The following is a 19,264-nucleotide window of genomic DNA, read 5'->3' as shown; positions in this document are numbered from 1 at the left end:
GTCATGACCACCCAGGTGCACGACGCGGCGCCGTGGCCGACCGTGCACCTGGGTCTGCCCAGGTCCCGGTCGGGGACGGCGGGACTGTCGTCGGTCGAGCTCGACCACGCGGCGAAGATGGCGGCGGTCCGATCCGGGTCGATCGGGTCCGTCCACTCCTGGGAGCTGGTCACGGCCGTCGACGGGCCGGGCACGCGGCTGACCGTGTTCCTGGCCGGCTGCCCGTTGCAGTGCCTGTACTGCCACAACCCCGACACCATGCAGATGCGCCGGGGGACGGACGTGACGGCCGACGAGATCCTCGCGCGGGTCGCCCGGTACCGGACCGTCTTCACGGCGACGGGCGGCGGTCTGACGATCTCGGGTGGTGAGCCGCTGATGCAGCCGGCGTTCGTCGCGCGGCTGCTGCGCGGGGCGAAGGCCATGGGCGTGCACACCACGGTGGACACGTCGGGCTTCCTGGGCAGCCAGTGCACGGACGCGATGCTGGCGGACGTCGACCTGGTGCTGCTCGACATCAAGTCCGGGCTGCCGGAGACGTACCGCCGCGTCACGGGCCGGGCGTTGCAGCCGACGCTGGACTTCGGGCAGCGCCTGCGCGAGAGCGGCACGCGCACGTGGGTGCGGTTCGTCCTCGTCCCCGGGCTGACCGACGACCCGGAGAACGTCGCGGCCGTCGCGGACCATGTCACGGCCCTCGGCGACGTCGTCGAGCGCGTCGAGGTGCTGCCGTTCCACCAGATGGGCCGCGACAAGTGGGATGCACTGGGGATGCGCTACGAGCTGGGAGAGACAGAACCCCCGACCCCGGAGCTCGTCGAGCGCGTGCGCGCGACGTTCCGGGACCGGGGGCTGAGCGTCTTCTAGACGGCGGGCACGTTCGCGACGCCGTCGGGCAGGATCCGTCGGCCGAGCACGCGCTCCGAGTAGCCGGTGCGGTCCAGGTACGGGGTGAGCCCACCGAGGTGGAAGCCCCAGCCCGCGCCCAGGATCATGCACAGGTCGATCTGCTGCGGGGTGGCGACGACGCCCTCCTCCAGCATGTGGCCCACCTCGACCGTGAGCGCGGTGAGCACGCTGTCGAGCACGCCGGCCTCGTCGAGGCCGGTCCCTGTCGTCTCGCTGAACGCGGCCTGGATCGCGGGGTCGACCGGCTTGGGCAAGCCCTTCGCCTTCGCGGGCAGGACCACCGTCGTGCCCTCGGCCACGAGCTTCTCGAGTCCGGGGGAGCGCGGGAACCGGTCGCCCAGCTCCTCGCGCAGCGACGTCAGCACGTGCAGCCCGACGGCGGGTCCGACGAGGTCGAACAGCTCGAAGGGCGGCATCGGCAGGCCGAGCGGACGCAGCGCACGGTCCGCGACCTCGACCGGCGTGCCCTTCTCGACCGCGTCGACGATCACGCCGAGCAGCAGCACGAGGAGCCGGTTGACGACGAAGCCGGGACGGTCCGCGACGAGGACGGCCGTCTTGCGCAGCTTCGCCGCGACGGCGAACCCGGTGGCGAGCGCCTCGAGCGACGTCTTCTCGGCCTGCACGACCTCCACCAGCGGCATCGCGGCCACGGGGTTGAAGAAGTGCAGCCCGACGACGCGCTCGGGGTGCTGCAGGTCGGCCGCCATCGCGGTCACGGACAGCGCGGACGTGTTGGTCGCGAGGATCGTCGTCGGGGAGATGACGGTCTCCAGCTCCGCGAACACCTTCTTCTTCAGGTCGAGGATCTCGGTGACCGCCTCGATGACGAGGTCGCAGGTCGCGAACTCGGCGAGGTCGGTCGTGCCGTGGATCGAGCCGATGAGCCTGCTCGCGGCGGACACGCTCATGCGACCCGTCGACGTGAGGCGGTCCACGGACGACTTCACGGCGGCCAGACCCTTGTCGACGCGCTCCTGGTCGAGGTCGCGCATGACGACCGGGACGCCGAGGCGCTGCGCGAAGAGCATCGCGATCTGCGCGGCCATGAGCCCGGCGCCGACGATGCCGACCCGCGTGACGGGCTGCGCGAGCGACCGGTCGGGGGCGCCGACGGGCTTCTTGCCGCCGGACACGAGCCCGAACGCGTACACCGAGGCGCGCATCTCGTCGCTCATGATCAGGTCGGCGAGCGCCTCGTCCTCGGCCGCGAAGGCCTCCTCGCGGGACGCGGTGCGCGCGGCGGCGACCAGGTCGAGCGCGCGGTAGGGCGCGGGCCGGGACCGGTTGATCACCGCATCCAGGCGCTGGCGGGCCGCAGCGACGACACCGTCCCAGACCTCCGCGCTGTCGAGCTCGCGACGGGGCACGACGACCTCGCCGGTGACCACGCGGGCAGCCCAGCGGATGGACTCCTCGAGGAAGTCCGCCGGGTCGAGCACGACGTCCATCAGCCCGATCGTCGTCGCCTCGACCGCGGCGAACGGCTTGTTGGCCGCGGGCCGCGTGAGGATGACGTCGAGCGCCTTCTCGATGCCGACGAGCCGCGGCACGATGTACGCGCCGCCCCAGCCGGGCACCAGGCCGAGCCCGGTCTCCGGGAGGGCCAGCGCCCGGACGTCGGAGGCGACCGTCCGGTAGTCGCAGTTCAGCGCGAGCTCGAGGCCACCGCCGAGGGCGACGCCGTTGACGAACGCGAACGTCGGAACGCCCATCGTGTGCAGGAGCTCGTACGCGCGGTGCCCGTTGCGCCCGAGCTCGAGCGACCCCTCGCGGCCGGGGACGGTGCCGATCTGCGTGAGGTCGGCGCCGGCGGCCAGGTAGTACGGCTTGCCGGTGACCGCGACGGCGGCGACCTCGCCGGCCGCGACGCGCGCCTGGACGGCGGTGAGCGTGGCGGTCAGCTCGGCGATGCCCAGCGGGCCGAGCGTCGTCGGCTTGGTGTGGTCGAGGCCGTTGTCGATGGTGACGAGCACCAGGGTGCCGGCGCCGCCGGGCAGGATGACGTCGCGGGCGATGGCGTGCGAGACGCGCTCGGCGCGCGCTTCCGTGGAGGTGCTCACTTGGCGGTCGTCCCCTCGAGAGGCTCGTAGTCGGCGTGGTGCGGGTTCTCCCAGATGACGGTGCCGCCCTGGCCCAGACCGACGCACATGGTGGTCAGGCCGAAGCGGACGTCCGGGTTCTCCTCGAACTGGCGGGCCAGCTGCGTCATCAGGCGCACGCCCGACGAGGCCAGCGGGTGGCCGACGGCGATCGCACCGCCGTACTGGTTGACGCGGGGGTCGTCGTCGGCGATGCCGAACGCGTCGAGGAACGAGAGCACCTGGACGGCGAACGCCTCGTTGATCTCGAACAGGCCGATGTCCTCGATGGACAGACCGGCCCGGTCGAGCGCCTTGACGGTGGCCGGGACCGGGCCGATGCCCATGATCTCGGGCTCGACGCCGGCGTACGCGAAGGACACCATCCGCATGCGCGTGGGCAGACCGAGCTCGGCGGCCGTCTCCTCGGCGGCGAGCAGGCACGACGCGGCGCCGTCCGTCAGGGGAGCGGCCGTTCCGGCCGTCACGCGGCCGCCGGCCCGGAACGGCGTGGACAGCTTCTGGATCGCCTCGACCGTGGTGCCCGGCCGCGGTGGCTCGTCGGCCGTGGCCAGGCCCCAGCCGTGCTCCGGGTCCCGCAGCGCGACGGGGACCAGGTCCGGCTCGATCTTGCCGGCGGCCAGCGCCGCGGCGTACTTGTCCTGGCTGGCGACTCCGTACGCGTCGGCCCGCTCGCGCGTCAGCGCGGGGAACTTGTCGTGCAGGTTCTCCGCCGTGACCCCCATGTTGAGCGCGTCGTTGGCGACGAGCCGCTCGGACAGGAACCGCGGGTTCGGGTCGGCGTCGAAGCCCATCGGGTGGTGCCCCATGTGCTCGACCCCACCGGCCAGCGCCACGTCCTGCGCGCCGAAGCCGATCGCGGCCGCCGTGTTCGTCACCGCGGTCATCGCGCCGGCGCACATGCGGTCGATCGCGTAGCCGGGGACGGACCGGGGGAGACCCGCCAGCACGCCGACCGTGCGGCCGAGGGTCAGACCCTGGTCGCCCTGCTGCGTGGTCGCCGCGATGGCGACCTCGTCGATGCGCTCGGGCGGGAGCTCGGGGTGGCGCCGGAGCAGCTCGCGGACGGTCTTGACCGAGAGGTCGTCGGCGCGGGTGTGGGCGTACAGCCCGTCCTTGCGCGCGCGCCCGAACGGGGTGCGGACCCCGTCGACGAACACGACGCGGCGGACCAGTGCTGCGGGGCGGGGGGATCGGGCGGCGGGCCGCGACGTATCGGTGGGCATCGAGCCTCCAGGGCGGGACGGCGGTGTCCGACGAGCACGCGAGAGCGGGCCCGCGACGGCCGACGCTACCCGGGTCTCCCGGGCGTGGCCAGCCGTAAGTTACTCCAGAGTAACACCGGCGTCAGTCGTGCGGGAGGGCCTCGAACGCGTCCGCGAGTGGCTGCGCGACGAGCCCGATCTGCCAGGGCCGGGCGCCGCCGGCCCGCAGGAACCCCGAGATGCCCTCGACGTCCAGGACGGCGGGCGGCGTCCAGCACAGCCGGCGCAGCAGGTCGGGCTGCAGCAGGTTCTCCGCAGGGACCTCGTGGGTGGTGGACAGGGCGACGACCACCTCGCGCGCCGCGACGAGGCGAGCAGCGGCAGCAGGGTCCTTCTCCGCCCACGCCCGGGGCGGCGGCGGTGCGTCGCTCTTGGGGCCGCGCACCGACGGCAGGTCGGCGTCGGGCGTCGCCAGACCACGATCGACAGCCGCCTGCCACAGGGCCGCCCGGCGTCGGGTGCCCTTGCCGGCGAACGCCGGGAGCGCCGTCAGCTCCGGGACCGAGCGCGGGAGGGCCTGCGCCGCGGCGACGATCGCGTGGTCGGGCAGGACGCGGCCGGGGGAGATGTCGCGGGTGCGAGCGTTCTGGTCGCGCGTGAGCCACAGCTCGCGGACGACGGCCAGGCGACGCGCGTCGCGGATGGCGTGCAGGCCGGAGACCCGCCGCCACGGCTCGACCCGCGGGGGCGGCAGCGGTGCGGTGCGGACGGCCTCGAACTCCTGCGCGGCCCACTCGGCCTTGCCCGCGACGGCCAGGCGCTCGGCCAGCACCTCACGGAGCTCGACCAGCACCTCGACGTCGAGCGCCGCGTACCGCAGCCACTCCGACGGCAGCGGGCGGGTGGACCAGTCGACCGCCGAGTGCTCCTTCGCCAGGCCCAGCCCGAGCGCGTCGGCCACGACCGCGGCGAGCCCCACGCGGTCGAGGCCCAGCAACCGCGCGCCGAGCTCCGTGTCGAACACCCGGCTGGGCCGCAGCCCCTGCTCGGCGAGCCCGGGCAGGTCCTGCGAGGCGGCGTGCAGCACCCACTCGACACCGACCAGCGCCTCGGACAGCGCCGAGAGGTCGGGCACCGCGATGGGGTCGATGAGGGCGGTCCCGGCGCCCTCGCGCCGCAGCTGCACCAGATAGGTCCGCTGGCCGTAGCGATATCCCGAGGCGCGTTCGGCGTCGACGGCGACCGGCCCGGTGCCTGCGCCGAACGCGGCGACGACCGCGGCGAGGGCCTCGGGCGTCTCCACGACCGGGGGGATGCCGTCGGCAGGCTCGGTGAGCATGGTGATCTGGGGGAGGTCGACCTCGGCCTCGGGATCCGGGGTCGGAGGCGGCACGGGCCCCTCGGCAGGGGCGCCGGTGGTCACCTCGGGTCGCATGAGCACCACGGTAAGCGACGACGCGGACGCTTCCGTGCAGGCCGCGCTGTCGGCGAGGTACTTCCACCCCGACGGCGCCTGTACACGCAGGTCAGGCGAGCACGCCGCCGCGGATGGAGATGGCGACGAGCTCCGCGCGGTCACCCGTGCCGAGCTTGCGGGAGATCCGGGCGAGGTGGCTCTTCACCGTGAGGGCGGACAGGCCCAGGTCCTCGCCGATGAGGCGGTTGGTCCGCCCGTCGGCGACGAGCTTCAGGACGCTGATCTCCCGTGCGGTCAGGTCCGGCAGCGGCGGCGGGGGAGCAGCAGCGACGGCGGCGCGCTGCAGGCTCGGCGCGGTCGAGCCGGCGACGACGCCGCGCAGCCCGCCCTGCAGCAGGATGCCGAGCTCTGGGCGGCTGGCGCGGCGGGTGAGCACCACGACGCGCGGGGCGCCGCGGCGGCGCAGGTTGCGCACCAGGGGAGCGCCGTCACCGTCGGCGACCTCGGTCACGACGACGCACATCTGCTGTGCGGACGGCGGTGGCGTGCGCGAGCCAGGCATGGCGGGCCTGAGCTCGGGCCGTCGGGCCGGGGCCAGGTCGCGTCGCAGAGGCTCGATGGTCACGTGCCAGTCATCGGCATCGTGACCCGTTGACTTGAGCCAGATCTTGTGAGTGGGCCCCCCCGAGCCTGTGATCAGCGCCTTGGCCCGAAGGCGATGACGCCGTCGGGCAGTGGTTCGAGGCCTGCGGCGGTGCACAACAGGGTGCCCCAGGCTTGGAGGTGACGACCCAGATCCTCGTCGGAGGCGGTCCACGAGGCGCGGATCTCCAGCTCGGTCTGCTCGGAACGGCGCTCCAGGGCGCCGAAGCTCTGCGACAGCACCCGGGTGACGGTCCCCCCGGCGGCGTGCGTGTCGAGGCCCGACTCCTCGAGCGCGTCGGTGAACCACGTCCACGCGACCTCCGCGAGCAGAGGATCTGCGCCGACCTCGGCCTCGAGCGTCGCCCGCACGAGGGTGACCAGCCGGAACCGACCCTCCCAGGCCTCCTGGCCCGCGGGGTCGTACAGGACGACGAACCGCCCGGACGCGAGCTCGGCCGCGGCGACCGACCGCCGCGCCGTACGGACCTCGGCGGTGAGCGCAGCGGAGAAGGGGGCGATGCGGGACGGGCCCGGGACCTCGTCGAGGACCACCTCGGGGCGGACGGTCACCCGGCGCAGCGAGCGCAGCGCATTGACGAACTCGACGGGGACGTCCTCCGGACCAGCGGGTGTCACGCTGTGGAGCGTACGGCTGAGCGACTCTGTACGCGTGTCCGGCACGCCGCCCGCGCCGCGCGATCCCGCGGGTGTCCGCGCTGCCGGTCGCCGCGCGCTCAGCAGCACCGTGCCCCCGGGTGTGCGTCCTGCTCCGCGTGACGTGCGCGCCAGTACGCCGCCTCCGAGCCAGGGTCGGTGCCGGGGTGCACCCGTGCGACGTGCGCGACGTAGCGGGCGTAGTCGTGGTCGCCCAGCAGCGTCGTCGTGTACCAGTGCACGGCGCGGCCCGCCCGGACGAGCGCCGCCAGGGCGCGACGCACGCTCACGATCCCGCTCCGGTCGTGGCGCGTTCCCGCTCCCGGGCGTCCCACAGGGCCTGGACCTCGCGCTCGGCCGCCGTCGGGATCATCCCGCGCGGCGCGAAGATGCGGGACGGCTCGTCCGGCTCCTCGGTGGTCGGCAGACCACCGGCGCGCACGGACCGCACGATCACGACGGCCGCGACCGCCACGACGACCACCACCAGGACCGCGAAGATGATCGACAGCGTGCCCTGGATGGCTGTGTTGCGGATGACCGCGTCCATCGCCTCGGGGCTCGTCGCGACGCCGAAGGTCTCCTCGCCGGCCGCCTTCGCGTCCTGGAACGCGCGGTGCTGCGCCCAGTACCCGATGCGCGGCTCGGAGGAGAAGATCTTCTGGTACGACGCGGTCATCGTGACGATCAGGTCCCACACCAGGGGGACGGCGGGGATCCACACCCAGCGGTAGAGCTGCTTCTTGACGACGACCACCGTCACGACGGTCAGCGCGATCGCGGCGAGCAGCTGGTTGGCGATCCCGAAGAGCGGGAAGAGCGTGTTGATGCCCCCGAGCGGGTCGGTGACGCCCATGAGGAGGATCGCCCCCCACAGCACCACGACGACGACCGAGCAGATCCAGGCGCCGACACGCCACGACGGGTCGCGGAACTTGCGCAGGGGTCCGCCGATGTTGCCGAGGCTGTCGGAGAGCATGAACCGCGCGACGCGGGTTCCCGCGTCGACGGTCGTGAGGATGAACAGCGCCTCGAACATGATCGCGAAGTGGTACCAGAACGCGGCGAGCCCGCTGCCGCCGAAGACCGAGCTGAGCACCTGGGACATGCCGAACGCGAGCGTGGGGGCGCCGCCGGTGCGGGACACGATGGACTCCTCGCCGACGGACTCGGCTGCACGCTCGATCTCCCCGGGCGTGATGGGTGGTCCGCTCAGGCCGAGACCGTTGACGTACTCGGCGGCCGTCTCGGGCGTACCGCCCGTCACCCCCGCCGGCGCGTTCATCGCGAAGTAGAGGTGCTGGTCGATGATCACGGCGGTGATGAGAGCCATCACGGCGACGAACGACTCGGTGAGCATCGCGCCGTACCCGATGGGCCGTGCCTGGCTCTCCTTCTCCAGCAGCTTCGGGGTGGTCCCCGAGGCGATGAGCGAGTGGAACCCGGACAACGCACCGCACGCGATCGTGATGAACAGGAACGGGAACAGGGCGCCGGCGAACACCGGGCCGTCGCCGCTGCTCGCGAACGTCGACACGGCCGGCGCCTGCACCTCCGGCCGCGCGATCAGGATGCCGACCGCGAGCAGCACGATCACCCCGACCTTCATGAAGGTCGACAGGTAGTCTCGCGGTGCGAGCAGCAGCCACACCGGCAGCACCGAGGCCGCGAAGCCGTACGCGGCCAGCCACCACGCGAGCGCCACCGGGCTCAGCGTGAACCAGTCCTGCCCCCACTGCGTCTCGGCCACCCAGCCGCCGGAGACGATCGCGAGCAGCAGCAGGGCCACCCCGATGACGGTGACCTCCGAGACCTTGCCGGGGCGCAGGAACCGCAGGTAGACGCCCATGAACAGCGCGATCGGGATCGTCATCGCGATCGAGAACACACCCCACGGGCTCTCGGCCAGAGCGTTGACCACGACGAGCGCCAGGACGGCGATGATGATGATCATGATGACGAACACGGCGATCAGCGCCGCGACGCCACCGAACCGGCCCAGCTCGTCGCGCGCCATCTGACCCAGGCTGCGCCCACGACGCCGGGTCGAGATCGACAGGACCAGGTAGTCCTGGACGGCGCCGCCCAGGACGCAGCCGACGATGATCCAGACCGTGCCCGGCAGGTAGCCCATCTGCGCCGCCAGCACCGGCCCGACGAGCGGGCCCGCACCGGCGATCGCGGCGAAGTGGTGCCCGAACAGGACGCGCCGGTCCGTCGGCATGAAGTCCTTGGCGTTGTCGTGCAGCTCGGCCGGGGTCGCCCGGTCGTTGCGCGGCCGCACGAGCTTCGCCTCGACGAGCCGCGAGTAGAACCGGTACGCGATGACGTAGGTGCACACGGCGGCGAACACGAACCAGACCGCGTTGACCTCCTCGCCGCGCACCAGGGCGACCACCGACCACGCGACCGCGCCGACCACGGCGACGACGGTGAACAGGACGCGACGCGACGCGGGCATCGGCCCCCGTTCGAGGACGGCGACCGGAGGCAGGTCCGGGTCGGTCCGGATCTGCTCGGTCTGCGTGCGCGCATCCATGGCTGTCCCCTTCGACGGCGTCGTCGAGCAGCACCGACGCTACGCGGGGGGAGCGGCTGCGCAACCGCACCCGTCTCGCCGTCCGGGCGCCTGCCCGTCCCCGTGCTCGCCGGACTAGGCTGATCGCGCACCCAGAACCCCCGGACGTCGCCCTGCCCGACCTGCGCCCGCACGTGCCCCCCACGTGCCGTGCGCCGTCGCGGACGCGCACGAGCCGGGCCGTCGATCGAAGGAGCTCTCCCGCATGGTCGCCTCAGGAACCGCCACCGGAACCGCGCAGATCGGTGTCACCGGGCTGGCGGTGATGGGCCGCAACCTCGCCCGGAACTTTGCCCGCAACGGCTTCACGGTGGCGATCCACAACCGCTCCTACGCCAAGACCGAGTCGCTCGTGGCGGACCACGGCGACGAGGGTGTGTTCGTCCCGTCCGAGTCGGTCGAGGACTTCGTCGCGTCGCTGGCCCGCCCCCGCAAGGTCGTCGTCATGGTGAAGGCCGGCGGCCCCACGGACGCGGTCATCGACGAGCTGGTGCCCTTCCTGGAGGAGGGCGACATCGTCGTCGACGCCGGCAACGCGCACTTCCCGGACACGATCCGACGTGAGGCGGCGCTGCGCGAGAAGGGCCTGCACTTCGTCGGCTCGGGGGTCTCCGGCGGTGAGGAGGGTGCGCTGCTCGGCCCCTCGATCATGCCCGGCGGCACCAAGGAGTCGTACGAGTCGCTCGGCCCGATCCTCGAGAAGATCTCGGCCAAGGTCGACGGCGTGCCGTGCTGCACCTACGTCGGCCCGGACGGTGCCGGTCACTTCGTGAAGATGGTCCACAACGGCATCGAGTACGCCGACATGCAGCTCATCGCGGAGGCGTACGACCTGCTGCGCCAGGGGCTGGGTGCCTCGGCCGCGGAGATCGGGCAGATCTTCGCCGACTGGAACACCGGCGACCTCGAGTCGTTCCTCATCGAGATCACCGCCGACGTCCTGCAGCACGTCGACGCCGAGACCGGGTCGGCGTTCGTCGACGTCGTGCTCGACCAGGCGGAGCAGAAGGGCACCGGGCGCTGGACCGTGCAGAACGGTCTCGACCTCGGCGTCCCGATCACCGGCATCGCGGAGGCCACGTTCGCCCGCGCGCTGTCCGGCTCGGTGCCGCAGCGCTCGGCCGCCGCCGGTGTCCTGCAGGCGCACACCACCGCGTGGGACGTCACCGACCGCGACGCGTTCATCGAGGACGTGCGGCTCGCGCTGTACGCGTCGAAGGTCGTCGCGTACTCGCAGGGCTTCGACCAGATCGCCGCGGCGTCCGCCGAGTTCGGCTGGGACATCGACCGGGGCGCCATGGCCCGCATCTGGCGGGGCGGCTGCATCATCCGCGCGCGCTTCCTGAACCGGATCACCGAGGCGTACGAGCGCGACGCGCACCTGCCGCTGCTGCTCGCCGACGAGTACTTCACCGGTGCGGTCGGCAACGGCGTCGAGGCGTGGCGCCGGATCGTCGCGGGCGCGGCGCTGCACGGCGTCCCGACCCCGGCGTTCTCGTCGTCGCTCGCCTACTACGACGGTGTCCGCGCCGAGCGGCTGCCCGCGGCCCTGATCCAGGCGCAGCGCGACTTCTTCGGCGCGCACACGTACCGCCGCACGGACAAGGACGGCACGTTCCACACCACCTGGTCGGGCGACCGCTCCGAGCAGACGGCGTGAGCGACGGGTCCTCGGCTGCGGCGGCCTCCGGACCGCTGCAGCCGGTCATCCTGGGCGCCGACATAGGCGTGTACGCCCTGGCCCGCTCGTTCCACGAGGCCTACGGCGTCACGTCCGTCGTCGTCGCCGGTGCCGCCCTCGGGCCCGTCGCCCACTCGCGCATCGTCCGGCACGAGATCGTCGACGACGGCCACGACCCCCGCCAGCTGGTGGACCGGCTCGTGGCGGTCGCACAGTCGATGTCCGACCGGCGGCTGCTGCTCATGGCCAACTCGGACTGGCTGGTCCGGGTCGTCGTGCAGCACCGCGCGCTGCTGGAGCAGTACTACGTGGTCCCGTTCCTGTCCGAGCACCTGCTCGACCAGATCTCGGACAAGGCCACGTTCGCGCAGATCTGCGACGACCTCGGCATCTCCGTGCCGCGCACCCTCGTGCAGGAGTTCGGCGCCGCCGAGCCCTGGGAGGCCGTGGCGGTCGACCTGGAGTACCCGCTGATCGCGAAGGCCGCCAGCAGCGCCGACTACCAGGACGTCGAGTTCGAGGGCAAGAAGAAGGTCTTCGAGATCGCGACGCCCGAGGAGCTCACGTGGCTCTGGGGTGCGTTGCGGACGGCGGGGTACCGCGGCAGGTTCGTCGTGCAGGAGCTCGTACCCGGCGACGACACGCAGATGCGGTCCATCACCGCCTACGTCGACACCCACGGCGAGATCACGCTGCTCTGCTCGGCGCACGTGCTGCTCGAGGAGCACACGCCGTCCGGCCTCGGGAACCCGGCGGCGATGATCACGTACCGCGACGACCCGATGCTCGAGCAGGCGCAGACGTTCCTCGCGTCGACCGGCTACCGCGGGTTCGCCAACTTCGACGTCAAGGTCGACCCGCGCACGGGTGCGTTCCGGTTCTTCGAGGTCAACCCGCGGATCGGCCGGAACAACTACTACGTGACCGCGGCGGGGGCCAACCCGATGCGGTTCGTGGTCGAGGACGCCGTCGAGGGCCGGTCGGTCCCGCCGGTCGTCGTCGACACGGAGATCCTCTACTCGGTGGTGCCCAACCGCCTGCTGCTGCGCTACGTGCGCGACCCGCAGCTCGCTGCGCGGGTCCGTCGGCTCATCAAGGCGAACGCGGTGGCACGCCCGTTGGCCTACCGGACCGACCTGTCACCGCGACGTCGCCTCTACGTGTGGATGGCCCTGGTCAACCAGGTGCGCAAGTTCCGCCGGTACTACCCGGAGGTCACCTCGACCGGGTTCTGACGGTGGTGGTCGGCCCGCGCGGTGCGCGGGTCGATCACTGCGCCGGGAGCCGCAGCTCCGCGACGAGGCCGCCGCCGGGACGTGGGGTGAGCACGAGCGCACCCCCGTGGTGGTCGGCGACGGCCTGCACCACGGTCAGTCCCAGACCGACACCGCCCCCGGCCGCCGTCCGGTCGGCCGCGCCCCGCCGGAACGGGAGGACGAGGTCCGCGGCGGTCTCCGGCGGGACCGGCAGGCCCGTGTTCTCGACGACCACTCGGCCGGTGCCCGCCTCGGCGGTGATCCGGACCGCGACGTGGCCGTTCTCGACGTTGTGGTGTGCCGCGTTGTCCACGAGGTTCGCCACGGCGCGGGCCAGCAGGTCGGGCTCTCCGGCCACCGTCAGGTCGACGAGGTGCACGTCCCAGGTGAGCCCATCGTCGGGCGCGCGGGTCTGGTCGACGGCGTCGGCGACCGCTGCCCGCAGGTCCACCGGGCGGGGCGGGCCGGTCGCCTCGCCGGACTGGGCGCGGGCGAGCACGAGGAGTGCGTCGATGCTCCGGGCGGCCCGCTGGCTCTGCTCGAGGGCGGTCGTCGCGGCGGCCCGCAGATCGCCGGCGTCGGCATCGGGGTCGGCGAGTGCGACCTCGAGGGCCGCCCGCTGGTTGGCCAGGGGCGTCCGCAGCTCGTGGGACATCGTGGCCACGAGCCGTCGCTCCGACGTCACCGTGCTCTGCACCCGGCCCAGCAGCGCGTCGAACGTGTCGGCCAGCGCGCGCAGCTCGTCGCGCGGACCACCCAGGGCGATGCGTTCGTCGAGCGAGTCGGCGGAGATGCGCTGCGCGCGCGCCGTGATGGTGTGCACGGGGGCCAGGAGGCGTCCCGCGACGACCCAGCCGATACCCACCGACACCACCGTGACGAAGGCCAGGGCCAGCCACGAGCTCTGGAGGAGCTCCCCGGACCCGTCGGTGCGCTCGTCGTCGCGGAGCTCGGGTGGCACGGGCGGTGGGTCGTCGTCGTCCGACCCCGGCGTCACCTCGGTCGTCACGCTGCCGGAGCGCACCTCGCCGCCCGTGACCAGCCCGTAGACGAGCGCGAGCAGCACGGCGCCGGACGCCGCGACGATGACGGTGTAGACGATGGTGAGCCGCCACCGGACGCTGAGGGACCGCCTCACGCGATCACCCGGTACCCGGCGCCGCGGAGCGTCTCGACGACGGGCGGGTCCCCGAGCTTCCGGCGCAGCCCCACCATCGTGACCCGGACGGCGTTCGTGAACGGGTCGGCGTTCTCGTCCCACACGCGTGCCAGCAGGTCCTCGGCCGACACGACGGCGCCGGCCGCCCTGACCAGCTCGACCAGGACGCCGTACTCCTTGAGCGTGAGGTCGACCGGTCGGTCGTCGCGCGTCACGGCCCGCCGCGCGACGTCCACCCGCAGGCCGGCCGCCTCGAGGACAGGTGGTTGTGCTGGGGCGGTGCGACGGGCCAGTGCCTGCACCCGGGCGAGGAGCTCGACGAACGCGAACGGCTTGGCCAGGTAGTCGTCCGCGCCGAGCCCGAACCCGTCGACCTTCTCCTGCAGCCCACCGGCAGCGGTGAGCATGAGGATCCTGGCGGCCGACCCGGACGCGAGCAGCGCGCGGCACACGTCGTCCCCGTGCACCACCGGCAGGTCCCGGTCGAGCAGCACCACGTCGTACGGGTTGAGCGCCGCCAGCTCCAAGGCCGTCCCGCCGTCCATGGCGACGTCGGCGGCGTACCCGGCTCGGCGCAGGCCCCGGGCCAGGGCGTCGGCCATCACCTCTTCGTCCTCGGCCACGAGCACCCGCACCGCATACCTCCGTCCCGGCCGCAGGTGGACCGCCATCGCAGCATCGGCCCCGTCGTGTTCAGCCAGCGTAAGGGTGGGCGCCGTGCGCGGTCCGGGACCGAACGCTGCCCGAACCGACCACCCGGTGTGCTGGTCCGGTCAGCCCGACCACGACGAGGAGAACCACCATGAGCCCCCTTCCCTCCGTCCCACCGACCGCCCGTCGGCGCGTCGCGTCAGCGCTCGCAGCCACGTGCCTGCTCGGTGCGGTCGCCGCAGCCTGCACTCCGACGCAGGGTCCCCAGCTGCCCGGAGCAGGGGGAGCGACCTCCGGCGCCCCGTCGCCGTCCTCGTCCGTCCTCGCCCCCGAGGACGCGATGCTCGCGTGGGCCCAGTGCATGCGCGACCACGGCGTGGACGTGCCCGACTCGACCGACGGTCACTACCGGCTCGGGGACGCCGAGGGCCTCACGCCCGGGCAGGCCGAGGCCGCGGACGACGCCTGCGAGCCGTGGCAGCGGATGGCCGAGTCGGGTGCGGGCTCCGAACCTCTGACGGCGGAGCAGAAGCAGTCGTTCCTCGACCACGCCCAGTGCATGCGCGACCGCGGCTGGGACATGCCCGACCCGACGTTCGACGGCGGACGGGTGGAGTCGGAGTTCCGGCGCGGTTCGGAGGGCGCCCCCGCACCGGACGACCCGCAGTTCCAGGAGGACATGCAGGAGTGCCTCGTCGAGGCGGGCGTGGAGACGCCGGACGACTCGACCGACGGGCAGGAGAAGTGACGGCGCCAGCACGCATCGCCGGCCTGGTCGCCGTGCTCGTGGTCCCGCTGGCCGCGTGCGGTGCGCCGTCCGACGCCGCCGACCCCTCCGCGACGCCCGCCGCGTTCACCACCCGGACGGTCGCCCGGTCGGACCTGGTGTCGACCACGACGACGAGCGGCGAGGTCGGCCACGGCACGACGACCTCGCTCGCGGCGCGAGTGCCCGGCACCGTGACGTGGCTCGCCCCCGTCGGTTCGACGGTGGCGACCGGGCAGCCCGTGTACGCGATCGACGCGCGGCCGGTCGTCCGACTGCCGGGGGCCGCCCCGGCGTGGCGCGACCTCGGTCCCGCCTCCGTGGACGGCGTCGACGTCCGCCAGCTCGAGCAGGCGCTGACCGACCTCGGACACGCCGCGGGCCTGGACCTGACGGTCGACGACGACTGGACGTCGGTGACCACCGCCGCCGTCAGGCGCTGGCAGAAGGCGTTGGGCGTCGCGCGGACGGGCACGGTCCGGCTCGGTGACGTGCTGTTCACACCGGAGGACATGCGCGTCGACGAGCACCTGGCCGACCTCGGCGCGCTCGTCGAGCCCGGCGCACCGGTGCTGTCCGTCGGTTCGACGCAGCGGCTCGTCACCGTCACGCTGCGCACCAGCCAGGCGGCTCTGGCACCCGTCGGCGGTGCCGCGACCCTCACGCTGCCGGACGGTACGTCGACGGACGGCACGATCACGGCCACGGGGGTCGTCACCGTCGACGAGCAGCCGCAGCTCAGGGTCACGATCGCGCCGGCCGACGCCCTCGTCGACGGGCTCGTGGAGGGCACACCCGTCGAGGTCGGCCTCGACCAGACCGTGGCGAGCGACGTGCTGCTCGTGCCGGTGACGGCGCTCGTCGCGCTCGCCGACGGCGGGTACGGCGTGCAGAAGGTGCTCGCCGACGGCACGTCGCGCTACGTCACCGTGACGGCGGGCGCGTTCGCCGGCACCTCCGTCGAGATCTCCGGCGAGGACGTCGCCGAGGGCGACGACGTGGTGGTGACCCCGTGAGCGTCCTCGACCTGGAGGACGTCACCAAGACCTATCGTCGCGGCGCGTCGGCGCTCACGGTGCTGCACGGCGTCGACCTCGCCGTCGAGACGGGCGACTACCTGGCCGTCGTCGGCCCGTCGGGCTCGGGCAAGTCGACGTTGCTGCACGTCATGGGCGCGCTCGACCGACCCACGAGCGGCCGGGTGCGGCTGGTCGGCGACGACGTGACGGCGCTGTCCGACGCCGCGCTGTCCCGGGTCCGTGCCGTCCGCCTGGGCTTCGTGTTCCAGCAGTTCTTCCTGCTCGACGGCCGGTCGGCGCTGGAGAACGTGGCCGACGGCCTGCTCTACCAGGGTGTCCGGCGCCCGGAGCGGCTGCGTCGGGCGCGCGCGGCTCTCGAACGGGTGGGGCTCGCCGACCGGGTGCGGCACACGCCGACCGAGCTGTCCGGCGGTGAGTGCCAGCGCGTCGCGGTCGCCCGCGCGCTCGTGCACGAGCCGCAGATCCTGCTGGCCGACGAGCCCACGGGCAACCTCGACCAGGCGTCCGGGTCCGCGGTGCTCGAGCTGTTCGACTCGCTGCACGCGGACGGCGCGACGATCGTCGTCGTCACGCACGACGAGCGGATCGCGGGCCGGCTCCCGCGGGTGGTCTCGATGCGCGACGGTCGTGTCGAGCACGACACGTGCCCGGGGGTGCGCGCATGACCCTGACCGAGGTCCGTCGCATGTCCACCGTCGACCTGCTCCGGCTGAGCGCCCGCGGGCTCACGGTCCGTCCCGGCCGCACCGCCCTCTCCGCCCTGGGCATCGCGATCGGGATCACCGCCCTCGTCGGGGTACTGGGACTGTCGGAGTCGTCGCGGGCCGACCTGCGCGCCCAGCTCGACGCGCTGGGCACCAACCTGCTCACGGTCGCACCGGGGCAGGGGCTCCTGGGCGACGAGGGCACCCTGCCCGATGCGTCGGTCGCGATGATCGAGCGGATCCCCACCGTCACCACGGCCTCGGCCGTCCGTGCCGTCGACGCCACCGTGCGCCGGTCCGACGGGGTCCCCGAGAGCCGGACGAGCGGGGTCCTCGTGGCCGCCGCCGATCTCGACCTGCTCGACTCGGTGGCTGCGACGGTCCGCGAGGGGCGGTGGCTCGACCACGCGACGGAGCGCTACCCCGCGGTCGTCCTCGGCGCGACGACCGCCCGCCGGCTCGGCGTCGGGCCGCTCGCCGGCGGCATCGACGTGTCGGTCGCGGGACGTCCGTTCACGGTCGTCGGGATCCTCGACCCGGTGGTGCTCGCCCCGGAGCTCGACGAGGCGGCTCTGATCGGGACGGTCGTCGCGCACACGCTCGTCGATGACGACCTCCCGCCGTCCACCGTGTACGTGCGCGTCCAGCCCGACCAGGTGGAGGCCACCCGGACCGTGCTGGGGCGCACGGCCCACCCCGCCGCGCCCGACGAGGTGCGGGTGTCCCGACCGTCCGACGCCCTGGCGGCCGGGGCCGCCGCCGACCGGTCGTTCACGCTCCTCGCGGTCGGGCTCGGGGCGGTCGCGCTGCTCGTCGGCGGTGTCGGCATCGCCAACGTCATGGTGGTCTCGGTGCTCGAACGGCGCCGCGAGATCGGGGTGCGCCGGGCGCTCGGTGCGCCGCGGAGCTCGATCGGCGGCCAGTTCCTCGTCGAGTCGGTGCTGCTCTCGCTCCTCGGCGGGTTCGCCGGGGTGGTGCTCGGCGTCGCGGTGACCTGGGTGTTCGCGGACAGCCAGGGGTGGGCTGTGACGATGCCGTGGGAGCCGGTGGCCGCGGGACTCGTCTGCTCGCTCGCCGTCGGGTCGGTCGTCGGACTCTATCCGGCGCTGCGAGCCGCGCGGGTGCCGCCGACCGAGGCGCTGCGGTCGGTCTGACGGACGCGACGACGGGCGGCACACCCCGTGCGGGGACGTGCCACCCGTCGTCGAGGTGTCAGCCGAGCTCGCTGGTGCCCGAGTACAGGTGCAGCACGGGCACCTGGAGCTCCTCGCGTGCGCGGGACGCCCAGTCGCGGTGGAACGTGTCCTCGATCGCGTGCGGGTAGGTGACGACGGCCACCTCGACCACGTCACCGTCGGCGACGGCGGCCCGCAGGGCGGGCAGCGGGTCGTCCTCGACGACCGAGCCGGTGGCCTCCCGCCCGACGGCGACGAACGCCGCGACGCTGCCGGCGAGCTGCTCGTCGGCGGTGGCCTTGGCCTCGTGAGACGACGGCTCCTTGCCGATCGCGCGGTGCCACGCCTCCTTGAGCTCGCCGAGGCTGAGGTTGTCGATGATCGTCGAGACGAGCGGGCGGTCGGTATCCGCCGGGACGAGCACGCGGTACGCGTACGTCTCGCCCTGGTGCAGGGCGAGCAGCTTCTCGACGTCGGCGCTGGCGAGGGTGTCCTCCGTGAGGACGATGATCGTGTCGGTCACGCGCCGAGCCTAGCCACCCGCCAGCGACCCAGCAGCACGCCGTCCGCGTGGAGCAGGTGCGCCAGGGTCAGTGCCCGGGCCGGAGCGAACCACGTGGGCAGGTGCGCGACGCGCCCAGCCGGTCCGCCGACCAGCTGCGGGCTCCACGTCAGGCAGAGCTCGTCGACGAGGTCCGCGTCCACCAGCTGGGCCAGCAGCGTCGGGCCACCCTCGGCCAGGACGTGCACGAACCCGCGGTCCGCGAGGGCTGCGAGGACCGCATGCGGGTCGACGGCCCCCGGCACGCCACCGTCGGCGACGACCACCCGGTCGGCGCCGAGGCGGGACCGGAGCGCGTCGAGCGACGGGGCCGACGCGGTGGTGAGCACGAGCGGGGGGCGGTCGGTGACGAGCAGCGAGTCCGGGAGGTCGCCGCTCGCCGTGACGACGGCGAGCTCGAGCGCGTCGGCACGGCCGAGTGCCGCTCGTGCCGCCCGGAGCTCGACGGGGACCGCCAGCGGCGTGTATCGCTCCGCGCGCACCGTGCCCGCGCCGACCAGGACCACGTCCGCCAGGGCCCGGAGGACGCGGAAGACGCGGAGGTCCGCTGGTCCGTTGATGGAGCCGCTGACGCGGTTTGCGCCCGTGGCGGCACCGTCCACGGTGCTGACCATGTTGGCGCGCACGTGGACCCCGGTCGTCGGGTCGCTCGTGAACAGGCTGATCAGCTCGGCCTCGTCGGGACGTGGTGCGAGCACGCGCGCGGGCGCGTCGGCGGGCAGGAGGACGTCGAGCGCGGGCAGGTCGGGCACGTCCGCCA

At 73.4% G+C, this 19,264-nt stretch carries 18 protein-coding genes; 7 read left to right on the top strand and 11 right to left on the bottom strand.

The features are described 5' to 3' along the window. The first annotated feature begins 3 nt into the window (after positions 1 to 3). A complete protein-coding gene (gene pflA / locus ASF78_RS02725) occupies positions 4 to 867 on the top strand; it encodes a pyruvate formate-lyase-activating protein (protein WP_056584629.1) in 864 nt (287 codons plus the stop codon). Here pflA and ASF78_RS02720 read toward each other — a convergent pair. The 7 genes from ASF78_RS02720 to ASF78_RS02690 all read right to left on the bottom strand — a co-directional run bounded on the left by ASF78_RS02720 (position 864) and on the right by ASF78_RS02690 (position 9,471). Beyond that, positions 864 to 2,972 carry a 3-hydroxyacyl-CoA dehydrogenase NAD-binding domain-containing protein gene (locus ASF78_RS02720; protein WP_056584626.1) on the bottom strand — a complete coding sequence of 703 codons (2,109 nt, stop codon included), beginning with the start codon at positions 2,970 to 2,972 and terminating at the stop codon, positions 864 to 866. The two genes, pflA and ASF78_RS02720, sit on opposite strands and share 4 nt — an antisense overlap. Next, entirely contained in the window at positions 2,969 to 4,237 is a 1,269-nt protein-coding gene (locus ASF78_RS02715; protein WP_056584624.1) for a thiolase family protein, read from the bottom strand. Before ASF78_RS02715 ends, ASF78_RS02720 begins: the two co-directional genes overlap by 4 nt. A 121-nt stretch (positions 4,238 to 4,358) precedes the next feature. After that, the gene (locus tag ASF78_RS02710; protein ID WP_082494927.1) at positions 4,359 to 5,651 is read right to left on the bottom strand and encodes an HRDC domain-containing protein; all 1,293 of its coding nucleotides are present in this window, start codon (positions 5,649 to 5,651) and stop codon (positions 4,359 to 4,361) included. Between the two features lie 91 nt (positions 5,652 to 5,742). After that, positions 5,743 to 6,258 carry a LuxR C-terminal-related transcriptional regulator gene (locus tag ASF78_RS23370; RefSeq protein ID WP_255354791.1) on the bottom strand — a complete coding sequence of 172 codons (516 nt, stop codon included), beginning with the start codon at positions 6,256 to 6,258 and terminating at the stop codon, positions 5,743 to 5,745. A 71-nt stretch (positions 6,259 to 6,329) separates the two neighbouring features. After that, positions 6,330 to 6,914: a DUF3000 domain-containing protein gene (locus ASF78_RS02700; protein ID WP_056588009.1), complete on the bottom strand. Its 585-nt coding sequence runs from the start codon at positions 6,912 to 6,914 to the stop codon at positions 6,330 to 6,332. 98 nt (positions 6,915 to 7,012) lie between these two features. Further along, complete coding sequence (locus ASF78_RS02695; protein WP_056584621.1) at positions 7,013 to 7,222, bottom strand: YbdD/YjiX family protein; 210 nt, start codon at positions 7,220 to 7,222, stop codon at positions 7,013 to 7,015. Beyond that, positions 7,219 to 9,471, bottom strand: a complete 2,253-nt coding sequence (locus ASF78_RS02690) for a carbon starvation CstA family protein (protein WP_056584619.1) — start codon at positions 9,469 to 9,471, stop codon at positions 7,219 to 7,221. The genes ASF78_RS02695 and ASF78_RS02690 overlap by 4 nt, the downstream gene beginning before the upstream one ends. 244 nt (positions 9,472 to 9,715) lie before the next feature. On the opposite strand from ASF78_RS02690, the gene gndA reads away from it, so the two are divergent. After that, entirely contained in the window at positions 9,716 to 11,170 is a 1,455-nt protein-coding gene (gndA, locus tag ASF78_RS02685) for an NADP-dependent phosphogluconate dehydrogenase (RefSeq protein WP_056588006.1), read from the top strand. Next, positions 11,167 to 12,426 carry a hypothetical protein gene (locus tag ASF78_RS02680; RefSeq protein WP_056584616.1) on the top strand — a complete coding sequence of 420 codons (1,260 nt, stop codon included), beginning with the start codon at positions 11,167 to 11,169 and terminating at the stop codon, positions 12,424 to 12,426. The genes gndA and ASF78_RS02680 overlap by 4 nt, the downstream gene beginning before the upstream one ends. Before the next feature lie 34 nt (positions 12,427 to 12,460). On the opposite strand, the gene ASF78_RS02675 is transcribed toward ASF78_RS02680, so the two are convergent. Then, positions 12,461 to 13,585 carry a cell wall metabolism sensor histidine kinase WalK gene (locus ASF78_RS02675; protein ID WP_056584613.1) on the bottom strand — a complete coding sequence of 375 codons (1,125 nt, stop codon included), beginning with the start codon at positions 13,583 to 13,585 and terminating at the stop codon, positions 12,461 to 12,463. Continuing rightward, positions 13,582 to 14,241, bottom strand: a complete 660-nt coding sequence (locus ASF78_RS02670; RefSeq protein ID WP_056588004.1) for a response regulator transcription factor — start codon at positions 14,239 to 14,241, stop codon at positions 13,582 to 13,584. Before ASF78_RS02670 ends, ASF78_RS02675 begins: the two co-directional genes overlap by 4 nt. Before the next feature lie 167 nt (positions 14,242 to 14,408). Here ASF78_RS02670 and ASF78_RS22230 point away from each other — a divergent pair, with 167 nt between their 5' ends. From ASF78_RS22230 to ASF78_RS02650, 4 genes are read left to right on the top strand one after another with little or no spacing between them, the layout of a single operon-like run. Next, positions 14,409 to 15,005 carry a hypothetical protein gene (locus ASF78_RS22230; protein WP_056584611.1) on the top strand — a complete coding sequence of 199 codons (597 nt, stop codon included), beginning with the start codon at positions 14,409 to 14,411 and terminating at the stop codon, positions 15,003 to 15,005. Next, a complete protein-coding gene (locus ASF78_RS02660) occupies positions 15,002 to 16,039 on the top strand; it encodes an efflux RND transporter periplasmic adaptor subunit (protein WP_056584609.1) in 1,038 nt (345 codons plus the stop codon). The genes ASF78_RS22230 and ASF78_RS02660 overlap by 4 nt, the downstream gene beginning before the upstream one ends. Beyond that, a complete protein-coding gene (locus ASF78_RS02655) occupies positions 16,036 to 16,728 on the top strand; it encodes an ABC transporter ATP-binding protein (protein WP_056584606.1) in 693 nt (230 codons plus the stop codon). The genes ASF78_RS02660 and ASF78_RS02655 overlap by 4 nt, the downstream gene beginning before the upstream one ends. Beyond that, the gene (locus tag ASF78_RS02650) at positions 16,725 to 17,921 is read left to right on the top strand and encodes an ABC transporter permease (protein WP_056588001.1); all 1,197 of its coding nucleotides are present in this window, start codon (positions 16,725 to 16,727) and stop codon (positions 17,919 to 17,921) included. Before ASF78_RS02655 ends, ASF78_RS02650 begins: the two co-directional genes overlap by 4 nt. Before the next feature lie 58 nt (positions 17,922 to 17,979). Here ASF78_RS02650 and ASF78_RS02645 read toward each other — a convergent pair whose 3' ends face one another. Together ASF78_RS02645 and ASF78_RS02640 are read right to left on the bottom strand one after the other, a co-directional pair. Beyond that, complete coding sequence (locus tag ASF78_RS02645) at positions 17,980 to 18,465, bottom strand: hypothetical protein (RefSeq protein ID WP_056584603.1); 486 nt, start codon at positions 18,463 to 18,465, stop codon at positions 17,980 to 17,982. Beyond that, positions 18,462 to 19,256 carry a dihydrofolate reductase family protein gene (locus tag ASF78_RS02640; protein ID WP_056587999.1) on the bottom strand — a complete coding sequence of 265 codons (795 nt, stop codon included), beginning with the start codon at positions 19,254 to 19,256 and terminating at the stop codon, positions 18,462 to 18,464. The genes ASF78_RS02645 and ASF78_RS02640 overlap by 4 nt, the downstream gene beginning before the upstream one ends. Positions 19,257 to 19,264: the final 8 nt, after the last annotated feature.

This window comes from Cellulomonas sp. Leaf334 (assembly GCF_001424195.1).
Taxonomy (GTDB): domain Bacteria; phylum Actinomycetota; class Actinomycetes; order Actinomycetales; family Cellulomonadaceae; genus Cellulomonas.
The sequence above is the reverse complement of the archived record's forward strand: the minus strand, read 5'-3'. Positions and strand labels throughout refer to the sequence as shown.